Source organism: Devosia insulae DS-56 (assembly GCF_000970465.2).
GTDB classification, from domain to species: domain Bacteria; phylum Pseudomonadota; class Alphaproteobacteria; order Rhizobiales; family Devosiaceae; genus Devosia_A; species Devosia_A insulae.
This window is the reverse complement of sequence record NZ_LAJE02000230.1, coordinates 1-11073: the sequence shown is the minus strand read 5'-3', so window position 1 is coordinate 11073 and position 11073 is coordinate 1. Positions and strand designations below refer to the sequence as shown.

The following is an 11073-nucleotide window of genomic DNA, read 5'->3' as shown; positions in this document are numbered from 1 at the left end:
TTCTTAATGTAACGGCGACCACCGTAATGTACAGTGGATCGCTCGTCGGCAGGGTCAGATGGTTATAAGAGACAGCTGATGGATCGTGCTTGGACCAGGTAGACTACCCGGCGCGGCGCTCGGCCTCGTACACCGCGACGAGCCGGTCGATGGTCATGTTCCAGCCGGCGACCATGCCGCAGTTCATCCACCAGTCGACCCTTTCAGGCGTGTACTGGTCGGGGAACTGCACGTGGAAATCCATCAGCGTCTGCGCCCCGTACGGCGTCAGCTGGATGGTGACCAGCGGGCTCTCGTCGAGATTGTCGAGGTCGAGCTCGGGCCAGCCGCCGACGGCGCCCCAGTAGAACGCCAGCTTCTTGCCCGGCACGATCTCGCGGTAGACCCCGCCGGTGAAGTAGCGCTTCTCCGGGGTCTCGACCATTTCCTGGCGCCACTGGCCGCCGACCCGGAGGTCGACCGTTGCTGGCTGATCGGTGTGTTGTTCCGGGTTGAAGTACCAGTCGAGATAGGCCGGGTCGGTCCAGGCTTCGAACACCACGCTGGCCGGCGCGGCGAAGGTACGCTGCAGGGCGATTCCACGATCGAGAGCATAGCTGGCGGGCATGTCACTGGTCTCCTCTGGAGGGTTTTGCGGCATCGGCGCGGGCGGCCATCATGGCTTTGAGCTGCGTATCGAGCCGGTCGAAGCGGGTGGTGAAGAACTCGCGGTACTGGGCCATCCAGGCGTCGGCCTCAACCAGCGGCGCGATCTCCAGCGTGCAGGGTCGCGATTGCGCCGAGCGCTGCTTGCTGATCAATCCCGCCTGCTCGAGCACCTTGAGGTGTCGCGATACGGTGGGGAGGGTCAGCGCGAACGGCTCGGCCAGCTCGTTGACGGTCGCCGGCCCCTGGGTCAGCCGCGCCAGCATGGCGCGACGGGTCGGGTCGGCGAGGGCGGCGAAGGTGGCGGTGAGTGGATCTTGTGTTTGCATAGACATGTAATTACGCGATAGCGCAAATAATGTCAAGCCCTCCGCTGCGCCGGTGGCGCAGGGCACCTGTGACGCCGCCGCGCTTGCGTCGCGGGCTCGCGAATGCTTTACGCCACGCCAGAACCCGCGGCCGCGACCAGTCAGCACAGGCCCGACACTTCAGCAGGGCCTCGTAACCGCATGATCCGCCTCGAAAACATTTCCAAACAGAACGGCAAGCAGATCGTCTTCATCGAAGCCTCGGCGGCGTTGCAGCGCGGTGAGAAGATCGGGCTGGTTGGCCCGAACGGCGCCGGCAAGACCACGCTGTTCCGGATGATCACCGGCGAGGAGCAGCCGGACGAGGGGCAGGTGGCAGTCGATCGCGGCGTCGCCATCGGCTATTTCAGCCAGGATGTCGGCGACATGGCCGGCCGCTCGGCCGTCGCCGAGGTGATGGAGGGCGCCGGCCCCGCCGGCGCGCTGATATCAGAGATGAGCGAGCTCGAGGCGGCGATGGCAGACCCCGATCGCGCCGATGAGATGGACGAGATCATCACCCGCTATGGCGAGGTGCAGGGTCAGTTCCAGGAGCTCGACGGCTACAGCCTCGATGCGCGGGCCCGCGAAGTGCTTGATGGCCTCGGGTTCAGCCAGGAGATGATGGATGGCGACGTCGGTGCGCTGTCGCGCGGCTGGAAGATGCGCGTGGCGCTGGGCAAGATCCTGCTGATGCGGCCCGATGCATTGCTGCTCGACGAGCCCTCCAACCATCTCGATATCGAAAGCCTGATCTGGCTCGAGGATTTTCTGAAGCGCTACGAGGGCGGCGTGCTGATGACCTCGCACGATCGCGCCTTCATGAACCGCGTGGTCAACAAGATCGTCGAGATCGATGGCGGCACGCTGACCGCCTATTCCGGCGACTACGAGTTCTACCAGCAGCAGCGCGCCCTCAGCGACAAGCAGATGCAGGCGCAGTTCGAGCGCCAGCAGGCGATGCTGGCCAAGGAGATTGCCTTTATCGAGCGGTTTAAGGCGCGCGCCAGCCACGCCGCGCAGGTGCAGAGCCGGGTGAAAAAGCTCGACAAGATCGACAAGGTGGAGCCGCCCAAGCGCCGCCAGAGCGTGAACTTCGAGTTCCGTCCGCCGGCGCGTTCCGGCGAGGACGTGGTGCTGCTGAAGGGCGTCGACAAAGCCTATGGCAGCCGCTCGATCTACGAGGGGCTGGATTTCCATGTCCGGCGCAAGGAGCGCTGGTGCATCATGGGCGTCAACGGCGCCGGCAAATCGACGCTGCTGAAGCTGGTAGCCGGCAGCACCGAGCCGGACAACGGCTCGATCAATGTCGGCCCGAGCGTAAAACTCGGCTATTTCGCCCAGCACGCCATGGATCTGCTCGATGGCGACCGGACAGTGTTCCAGTCGCTCGAGGACAGCTTTCCGCAGGCCGGGCAGGCAGCCCTAAGAGCGCTGGCCGGTTGCTTCGGTTTCTCCGGTGACGAGATCGAAAAGAAGTGCCGGGTGCTGTCAGGCGGCGAGAAGGCCCGCTTGGTGATGGCAAAACTTTTGTTCGATTCGCCGAACTTCCTGGTGCTCGACGAGCCGACCAACCACCTCGATATCGCGACGAAAGAGATGCTGATCGAGGCATTGTCGCAGTATGAGGGGACGATGCTGTTCGTCTCGCACGACCGCCACTTCCTCGCCGCGCTCAGCAACCGCGTGCTGGAACTGACGCCCGAGGGCGTCCACGCCTATGGCGGCGGCTATACCGAGTATGTGGCGCGTACCGGCCAGGAAGCGCCGGGCCTCAGGGGGTAGAGCGCCGGCCCTTCGTCTCCTGACGACCGACGAAGCTGTAGCGACTAAGGTCGCTAAATTGCGATACTTCGCTCAAATCGGATGTTGATCGTCCTGCTCTAGCTTTGCTTGGCGAGGGCAGGGGCAATTTCCGGATGTTCGGCTATTTCGACACGATGCTGCGGTATTTCGAGCTCGCGGGGCGCTCCTCGCGCACGCAATACTGGGTGTACATGCTGGTCTCGGTGCTCCTCACGGTCGGTGCGGTCTGGGTGGACATGGCGGTGCTCGGCTACCGCTCGCGGGACATCAGCAGTTTCGGGCCACTGACCATGTTCTGCATCTTCATCCACGTCGTCCCGAACATCACCGTGACGGTGCGGCGGCTGCACGACAGCGGACGGTCGGGCTGGTGGTACTGGATTTGCCTCGTGCCGATCATTGGCGGCTTCTGGCTGCTGGCCCTGATGTTCTTCGGGCCCGCGGGCTACGGCGCCAACGACTACGGCGATGACCCGCGGGAAACCAGCTGGACGGCGCCCCGCACCAAGGCGGTCCCGCTCTCCCGGGCGCAGGCGTTTGTCGCCGACATGGACGCCCGGCGGCGCGCCCGCGGCCCATGGTCGCCGAGCTCGGAGACCTAGGTCGCGATCCCATGCACCGGCGGCAGCGCCGGCGGCAGTTCGGTATCACTGAGCCGGGAACGGAGCTCGATCTCGAGGTCGCGGCTGATCTGCGAGATCGGCACGTCGTTGGCATTGCCCTCGAACGGGTTCGAGGTGCTTTCGCCGACCAGGTCGAGCGCGAAGTACATCCAGCCGATCAGCACGCTGAACGGCACGCTCAGCCACAGTATTACCGTGCCGAGCACCCCATCAGCGCCGCCCATCGTTGCAAAGGTCGGCACCACGCCGAACGGCAAAAGGGTGGCGAAGATGACGACGAAGATGGCGCTGACCGCTGCATATTGCCGGGGGTAGGGGGTGTTCTTGATCCGATCGCAGCGCGCCTGCTGGTCATGGCAATCACGCAGCAGCTTCATCAGCTCGGAATAAACCTGGGTCGGGACGGCGCCCTGCTTGAGCAGCCCGTTGATCTCCTCGCCCTGCAAATGCAGCAGCGCCAGCGCCGGCTGTGGCCGCGCGGCGATGGCGTCCGCCGCGGTGCCCAGCAGCGGCGTCAGCGCCTGTGGCAGCGTCGTGAGATCTTCCTGGATCTGGTAATAGCGGCGCCGGAACGCCCGGTTGACGCCCTGGCTCACCGTCTCCCATGGCATCGGACGGCGCAGCGAGTAGCGCAGCGCCGTGAGCCAGGCGAGATGGCGGAGGATCACCCGGCGCGCCACATCCTTCTCGAGGAAATCGCAGCTCAGCGTCGCCAGCAGCCGGCTGATCGCCGCGATCTGGGCGAAGGCCTGCAGCGCGTCGGAACTGCGCTGCAGCACCTGGCCGTTCTTGAAGCCGGCAACCAGCGCCACGCTGGTACCGAGCACCGCGACGATCGGCCAGGGGATTCCGAACCCGGCCAGTGGCGGCAGGCTGTAGGCCGCCACCGCCACGAGGCTGACGATCAGCACGTAGAGTGCACCGCGCCGCGACCAGACCGCAAAATCCAGCAACCGGTAGGAACGTCCGACATGCATCAGTGGCGACTCCGAGATTCGACGTCGCCACTATCCCACGGCCTGTCGAAAGGCGATCAGCCGATCACCTTCCACTGCTCGTCGCGCGGGCCGGTGGGGCGGAAGTCGTAGCGGTCGAGCCCAAGCCCGTGCAGCGTCGCCCGTTCGATCAGCGAGAACTCGGCCGGGTCCTCGCGGTTGAAGTTCATCGGGTCCTTCAGCACCACCGGCGGGTTGGTCATGAAGCGCACATTGGGCGAGTGGTTGTTCGAGGAGGCGTGCAGCATGTAGGGGTGGAGAATGATGAAGTCGCCGACCTCGCCGGTGACTTCGACGAACTCCTCGCACTTGTCGATCAGGTGGCCGAAGTCGAACGACGGGTCGACCCCCTCCGGATGGTCGGCGAGGTAGCGCGCCACGTGCTTGATCGAGTCGGGCGCAATGAAAGTGCCGCCGCCCTTGTGGCCGACATTCGACCAGTAGACGACAGTCAACAGGCCCTGTTCGCGGCTATCGAGGAAGTGGCGGAAGAAGCTGCCATCCTTGTGCCAGCCGCCGGCCTCGGGCGAGGGCTTCATCCACGGCTTGTCGGCGCCGCGGCGGAAATTGACGATGAAGGCATCCGACCACTCGGTGGAATCGATGGTGGTGAAGTGCTGCGACTCGATCTCCATGACCTTGTGGTCGATGCGGTCCTCGCCGCCGGTCACGTCGCAGAGCGCGCCCCAGGCCTTGGGCGACAGGTCCTTGATGGCGGCCACGTGGTTACGGTCCATCCAGACGATTTCCTTGGTCCAGGTGGAGCGGTCGATCGGGTCATAGCCCAGCCGCGTATAGGCCTCGGCCGTCCATTTCTCGGCCAGCTCCGGATCGAGGCAGCCTTTGACGAGCACGTAGCCTTTTTCGACAAAGTACTGCGCCTGCTCTGGAGTGAGCACCTGGAGTTTGTGAGGCATAAGATGTTCCTACGGGATGTGGCAGCTCAGTCCGCGGGCGCGGTATGGTAGTATGTTAAGCACGGATTTTGTGGCGAGTGGAGCCCTGCCATTCGTCTGATATGCACTGATGCGCGCTTACCATCCGACGCGTTTGGCTATCGCAGGCTCCGCCCCTGTTGAAACGCCTCGGCCACGAACTCGGCGATAAACTCGACATCCTCCGACCAGGTCTCGCGAAGCGCCGCCACCGACAGCGTTCGCGCCTCGATAGGTGGCTCCGCAGCGTAACGCACTACCCTCGCGGCGAGTTCTGGACTGAGCAGTGCCGGGGTGATCACTGCGAAGCCGAGGCCTGCCGCCACCAGTTCAGAGATCACCGACAGCGAGTTGCAGACGCTCAGCGATTTCGGCGCCTCCCGGCCGGTATCGAACCAGGCACGAATGGTCCGTCCAATGGTCGATTGCGCCGGCTGCGTGAAGATCGCCTCGTCTCTGAGGTCCGCCGGATGCAGCACCTGGCCGGCCAGCCGATGACCCACCGGGCCCACCCACGCCAGGTCGATCTGCCCCAGCGCCCGCGATATGGCGCCTTCCACGTTGGTGCTGTCGTTGCTGATCACCACGTCGAGCTGGCGCTCTTCGAGCTGCCGGATCAAAGCGGCGCCCACGTCGACTGCCAGCTCGACCCGCAGTTGCGGCCGCCGCAGCTTCAGCGCCCCGATCAGCCCAGGCAGCGCCAGGTGCGCCACCGTCTCCACCACGCCGAGGCGCAGCAGCCCGCGGAGCTTTCCCGACCCGGCCTCGTCATGGATCTCGCGCGCCAGCGTCAGCATCTGTTCGGCCTGGGTCTGGATGGCTCGGCCCGCTTCAGTCAGTCGGGCCCGCCCGCCCGAACGGTCGAACAGCCCCGTCCCCAGTTCCAGTTCGAGCTCGCGGATGCGACCGGAGACCGATGGCTGCGTGACGTTGAGCTGCCGCGCCGCGGCGTGAAAGCTGCCCAGCCGGCTGATCCAGTAGAAGGTTTCAATCTGGGCGAGGGTCAGACGCATGATAGGCAAAGCCTATCAGTCTGGCGCCAACTATCAATTGGAACTGATCGCTCGCACCTGACTAGACTTCGTCCACTGTTCGAGACGGAGATCAGCCTTGGCCTATCGCGTTGGCATCGATATCGGCGGCACCTTTACCGACATCGCCTTGGTCGACGCCGCCGGCACGGTGTCGATCCGCAAGGTGGCGTCGACGCCGGATGATTACAGTCGCGGCATTGCTGATGGGCTCGCGACACTGATCGGCGAGCTCGGCATCGCGCCGGCCGAGATCTCCGCGATCGTCCACGCCACCACCGTTGCCACCAACACCATTCTCGAATTCAAGGGCGCCCGCACCGGGCTTGTTACCACCCGCGGTTTTCGCGACGTGCTGGAGCTGCGCCGCTTGCGCATCCCGGTGCTGTACGACCTGCAATATGACAAGCCGCCGCCGCTGGTGCCGCGCCAGCGCCGGCTCGAGATCAGCGAGCGGATGAGGCCCGACGGCACGGTTCGCGTGCCGCTTGATGAGGCCGAGGTCCATAACGCCGCCCAGCGCTTCCGCGCCGCGGGCATCGAGTCGGTGGCGATCAGCTACCTGCACGCCTATGCCAACCCGGAGCACGAGATCCGCACCGAGGCGATCCTTCGCGAAGAACTCGGCGACGGCGTCTACATCACCCGCGGCTCCGAAATCCTGCCCGAGATCCGCGAGTATGAGCGCACTTCGACCGCGGTGGTGAACGCCTATGTCGGTCCGGTCATCCGTTCCTATGCCGATGCGCTGGCCGGCCGGCTCGCCGCCATCGGTGTCACCGCGCCGATCGAGATGATGCATTCGGGCGGTGGCATCATGCGGCTCGCCGCATCGGTGAAGCGCGCCGCCTCGCTGGTCGAATCGGGCCCGGCCGCCGGCGTCATCGCCTGCGCCCGGCTGGTCCGCGGCGAGGGGCGGGGGGCCAACATCATTTCGTTCGACATGGGCGGCACCACCGCCAAGGCCGCGCTGATCGAGAAAGGCGAGGCGGCTCGTACCGACGAGTATGAGGTGGGCGCCGGCATCAACCTCTCCAGCAAGCTGGTGAAGGGCGGCGGTTATCCGATCAAGATGCCGTTCATCGACGTGTCGGAGATCGGCGCCGGCGGCGGCAGCCTCGTGGCGCTGGACCGGCAAGGGCGCGTCACCGTCGGGCCGGAAAGCGCCGGCGCCATGCCGGGTCCGGTCGCCTATGGCCGCGGCGGTACGCGCGCCACCCTCACCGACGTGTTCGTGACGCTCGGCTATATCAACGACACGACGCTCGCCGGCGGCAGCATCGCCGTCGATGCCGAAGGCGCCCGCGCGGCGCTCCGCACCCAGATCGCCGAGCCACTTGGCCAGGATCTGCTGACCACTGCGCGGGGCGTGCTGACGCTTGCGATTTCGACCATGACCCGGGCGGTGAAAGCCGTTTCCACCTATCGTGGTCGCGACCCGCGCGACTTCAGCCTCGTCGCCTTCGGCGGCAATGGCCCGGTGGTCGCTGCCGATATCGCCGCGGCGCTCGGCATCCGCCACATTATCGTGCCGGTGGCCGCCGGCGTGTTCAGTGGTTCGGGGCTCCTGCGCTCCGATGTAGAGCAGGAGTTCGTGCAGCCGCTGCTGGCCGATACCGTGGCGATCAGCCCCGCGATGCTGGCCGACCTGAACGCCGAGTTGAGCATCCGGGCCCGGGCGGCGCTCGCTGCCGATGCTTACGATGCCGCCAGCGCCGAGTTCCGCTACAGCGCCGATCTCCGCTATTTCGGTCAGGCCTATGAGTTGAACATTGCCGACCGAACCGGCGAGGTCGCTGACCTGGTCGAGGGCTTCCACACCGAGCACGAGCGCACCTATGGCCACCGCTCCAGCGCCGATCCGGTGCAACTGGTGAACCTTCGCCTTACCGTGCGTGTACCCGTCGCTTCGGAGATCGTGCGCTACGCGCCGGCTCCGGATTTCGAACGACGCGACCGGCTGGTGGCCTTCGGCGCTACGCCGGTAATGACCCCGGTGATCGGCCGCGAGGCGCTGGGCTTGAGCCTGCGGCCCGGGCCCTTCATCATCGAGGACTACGACTGCACCTGCGTGATCCCGCCCAATGCGTCAGCTCGGCTAGATGCGGCCGGCAACATCGAAATCGAGGTCAGCCAGCCATGAGCCGCGTCGATCCCATTACCCTCGAGGTCATCCGCAATGGCCTCGCTTCGATCGCCGACGAAATGGCTCTGATCGTCATGCGCAGCGCCTATTCCCCCGTAGTGCGCGACATCATGGATTACTCGACGGCGCTCTGCGACCCCCAGGGACGGGTGATCGCCCAAGGCCTCACGCTGCCGATCCAGCTTTGCTCGTTCCCGCGCGTCATGCGCTTCATCGAGCAGAAGTTCGGTGCCGACCTGAGCCCCGGCGACGTGCTGATCACCAACGACCCCTACAGCGCCGGTGGCCAGCACCTCCCCGATATCTACGTGATCAAGCCGATCTTTCAGGGGACGGCGCTCGCCGGCTATGCGGCGACCGTCGCCCACCATACCGATCTCGGCGGCATCGTGCCCGGGAGCGTTGCGATCTATGCCACCGAGATCCAGCAGGAGGGGCTGCGTCTGCCGCTGCTGAAGCTCTACGCCGCGGGCGAGCCCAATGCGACGCTGTTCGAGCTGATCCAGTCCAACACTCGCCAGCCGGTGGAGGTGCTGGGCGATTTGCGGGCGCAGATTGCTGCCTGCACCACCGCCGAGCGCGGCCTGCTGCAGCTGGTCGAGCGCTATGGCGCCGCCGAGCTGGCGCTCTATGTCGAGGCGTTGCACGCGCATGCCGAACAGATGATGCGCGACACCATCCGCGAGCTGCCCAACGGCGTCTATGTCGGCGAGGATTACCTCGACGGCATTGGCGAGGCGCCCGAGCCGATCCGCATCCGGGCCACCGTGACCGTCATGGATGACAGCATCGACATCGACTTCGAGGGCACCTCGGGCCAGGTGGCGGCGAGCATCAACTGCCCGATTTCGCTCCCCGAGTCCGCCGCCTTCACTGCGATCCGCTGTCTGTCGCGCCGCGATATCCCCAATTGCGATGGCTACCTGAAGCCGATCACCGTCCGGGCGCCCGAGGGGTGCCTGCTCAACCCGGTCTACCCGGCCGCATGTGGGGCGCGCGGTGTCGTCGGCTATCGGGTGTTCGACACCATCATGCGGGCACTGGCCCAGGTGGTGCCCGAACGCGCCATTGCCGGCTCGGAAGGCGGGCCGTTCCTGATGGCGGCGGGCGGCACGTACCAGGGCCGACAATATGTGCTCAACGAGATGCTGGTGGGCACCTGGGGGGCGCGTGCCGATCGTGACGGCATCGAGGCGATCTCCAACCCGGCGGCCAACCTCTCCAACCAGCCGATCGAGATGATCGAGGCCGAGATGCCGGTCGAGGTGCTGCGCTATGGCTTCGTCACCGATTCCGGTGGGGCAGGGCGCCATCGCGGCGGCCTCGCCTTCACCCGCGAGTTCAGGTTCCTGCAGCCCACCGGTTTCAACCTCCGCGGCGATCGCCGCGACCACCCACCCTACGGGCTCGAAGGCGGCGGCACCGGTGGCCCGTCGGCGCATGTCCATATCGGCGCGGATGGCAGCGAAAAACTGCTCCCCACCATGCCGATGCGCGGCTTCGCCGCCGCCTCCGGCGATGTGTTCCGCCTCGTCGGGGCAGGGGGTGGCGGCTACGGCGACGCGCTCGAACGCGAACCCGAGCGGGTGCTCGCCGATGTGGTGGCCGAGAAGGTCAGCATCGATGGCGCGGCGCGCGACTACGGCGTCGTCATCGGCGACGATCTCAGGCTCGACCTCGGCGCCACGCAAAGCCTCGGCGCCGCCCGCCGTGCCGGAGTGGCGCGATGAAACGCGGGGTCGCCGGTCTCAACGAAACGCTGGTCGGTCAGCCCGGCAGCCGCGCGCAACTCGAAACGCCGGCCCTGCTGCTCGATGCCCAGCGGTTCGAGGCGAGCCTCGATCGCCTGGCGCAACTGGCCCGGCTCTCCGGCATCGGGCTGCGCCCGCACGCCAAATCGCACAAATGCGCAGCGATCGCCGAGCGCCAGATGGCGGCCGGTGCGCTGGGCATTGCCTGCGCCAAGCCGGGCGAGCTGCTGGCACTGTTCGAGGCCGGGCTGACGAAACTGATGCTGACTGCGCCGGTGTCGAGCCGGTTGAAGATCGACCGGTTGACCGCCGCCGCGGCACGTGGGCTTGAGCTGATCGTGGTGGTCGACCGACTGGAGCTGGTCGCGGCGTTCGGGGCGTCGGCCCGCGCCGCTGGCACGCATTTCGCCGTGCTGATCGATTGCGACACCGGGCTCGGCCGCACCGGGGTGACCGAGGCGGAGGAGGCAGTTGCCCTGGCTCGCGCCATTACCACCGAGATTGGGCTCGTCTATGCCGGAGTGCAGGCCTATGCCGGAAAGGTGCAGCACGTCTTCGACCACCAGGAGCGCCGCGCTGCCAACGACCTCGCCAACGCGCGGCTCGCCCCCATTCTCGTCGGCCTTCGCGCCGCCGGCCTGGCGCCGGCGATCGTCAGTGGTGGCGGCACCGGCAGCCACCTCCTGGATTTCGAGGATGGCATCCTCACCGAAGTGCAGGCCGGCTCCTACGTGCTGATGGACGAAGGCTACCGCCCGGTGGATTTCCACGGCGCCGGCGAGCCGGTGTTCGAT

General features: G+C 66.2%; 10 protein-coding genes. 5 read left to right on the top strand and 5 right to left on the bottom strand.

Features of this window, described 5'->3' with window-relative positions:
* Positions 1–103: 103 nt before the first annotated feature.
* Both VW23_RS16530 and VW23_RS16525 read right to left on the bottom strand, forming a co-directional pair.
* Positions 104–607 (bottom strand): SRPBCC family protein, encoded by a 504-nt coding sequence (locus VW23_RS16530; protein ID WP_069910649.1) that lies wholly within the window; start codon positions 605–607, stop codon positions 104–106.
* A 1-nt stretch (position 608) separates the two neighbouring features.
* Positions 609–974, bottom strand: coding sequence for an ArsR/SmtB family transcription factor (locus VW23_RS16525; RefSeq protein WP_069910648.1), 366 nt, complete (start codon positions 972–974; stop codon positions 609–611).
* 180 nt (positions 975–1154) lie between these two features.
* Here VW23_RS16525 and VW23_RS16520 point away from each other — a divergent pair, with 180 nt between their 5' ends.
* Both VW23_RS16520 and VW23_RS16515 read left to right on the top strand, forming a co-directional pair.
* Entirely contained in the window at positions 1155–2777 is a 1623-nt protein-coding gene (locus VW23_RS16520; protein WP_069910647.1) for an ABC-F family ATP-binding cassette domain-containing protein, read from the top strand.
* A 134-nt stretch (positions 2778–2911) separates the two neighbouring features.
* Positions 2912–3400 (top strand): DUF805 domain-containing protein, encoded by a 489-nt coding sequence (locus VW23_RS16515; protein WP_069910646.1) that lies wholly within the window; start codon positions 2912–2914, stop codon positions 3398–3400.
* On the opposite strand, the gene VW23_RS16510 is transcribed toward VW23_RS16515, so the two are convergent.
* From VW23_RS16510 to VW23_RS16500, 3 genes are all read right to left on the bottom strand, one after another.
* A complete protein-coding gene (locus VW23_RS16510; RefSeq protein WP_069910645.1) occupies positions 3397–4398 on the bottom strand; it encodes a bestrophin family protein in 1002 nt (333 codons plus the stop codon). The genes VW23_RS16515 and VW23_RS16510 overlap by 4 nt on opposite strands.
* 56 nt (positions 4399–4454) lie before the next feature.
* Positions 4455–5333, bottom strand: a complete 879-nt coding sequence (locus VW23_RS16505) for a phytanoyl-CoA dioxygenase family protein (RefSeq protein WP_069910644.1) — start codon at positions 5331–5333, stop codon at positions 4455–4457.
* Between the two features lie 137 nt (positions 5334–5470).
* Entirely contained in the window at positions 5471–6364 is an 894-nt protein-coding gene (locus VW23_RS16500) for a LysR family transcriptional regulator (protein ID WP_069910643.1), read from the bottom strand.
* A 97-nt stretch (positions 6365–6461) separates the two neighbouring features.
* On the opposite strand from VW23_RS16500, the gene VW23_RS16495 reads away from it, so the two are divergent.
* The 3 genes from VW23_RS16495 to VW23_RS16485 all read left to right on the top strand — a co-directional run.
* The gene (locus VW23_RS16495; protein ID WP_069910642.1) at positions 6462–8525 is read left to right on the top strand and encodes a hydantoinase/oxoprolinase family protein; all 2064 of its coding nucleotides are present in this window, start codon (positions 6462–6464) and stop codon (positions 8523–8525) included.
* Positions 8522–10258, top strand: a complete 1737-nt coding sequence (locus VW23_RS16490; protein ID WP_069910641.1) for a hydantoinase B/oxoprolinase family protein — start codon at positions 8522–8524, stop codon at positions 10256–10258. Before VW23_RS16495 ends, VW23_RS16490 begins: the two co-directional genes overlap by 4 nt.
* Positions 10255–11073 (top strand): alanine racemase (locus VW23_RS16485; RefSeq protein ID WP_069910640.1); only part of this gene is annotated, 819 nt, incomplete at its 3' end. The genes VW23_RS16490 and VW23_RS16485, both read left to right, overlap by 4 nt.

Coding starts and splice junctions, on each gene's coding strand:
- VW23_RS16530 (WP_069910649.1), bottom strand. CDS start 607: ATGCCCGCCAGCTATGCTCTCGATCGTGGAATCGCCCTGCAGCGTACC.
- VW23_RS16520 (WP_069910647.1), top strand. CDS start 1,155: ATGATCCGCCTCGAAAACATTTCCAAACAGAACGGCAAGCAGATCGTC.
- VW23_RS16500 (WP_069910643.1), bottom strand. CDS start 6,364: ATGCGTCTGACCCTCGCCCAGATTGAAACCTTCTACTGGATCAGCCGG.
- VW23_RS16490 (WP_069910641.1), top strand. CDS start 8,522: ATGAGCCGCGTCGATCCCATTACCCTCGAGGTCATCCGCAATGGCCTC.
- VW23_RS16510 (WP_069910645.1), bottom strand. CDS start 4,398: ATGCATGTCGGACGTTCCTACCGGTTGCTGGATTTTGCGGTCTGGTCG.
- VW23_RS16525 (WP_069910648.1), bottom strand. CDS start 974: ATGCAAACACAAGATCCACTCACCGCCACCTTCGCCGCCCTCGCCGAC.
- VW23_RS16505 (WP_069910644.1), bottom strand. CDS start 5,333: ATGCCTCACAAACTCCAGGTGCTCACTCCAGAGCAGGCGCAGTACTTT.
- VW23_RS16515 (WP_069910646.1), top strand. CDS start 2,912: ATGTTCGGCTATTTCGACACGATGCTGCGGTATTTCGAGCTCGCGGGG.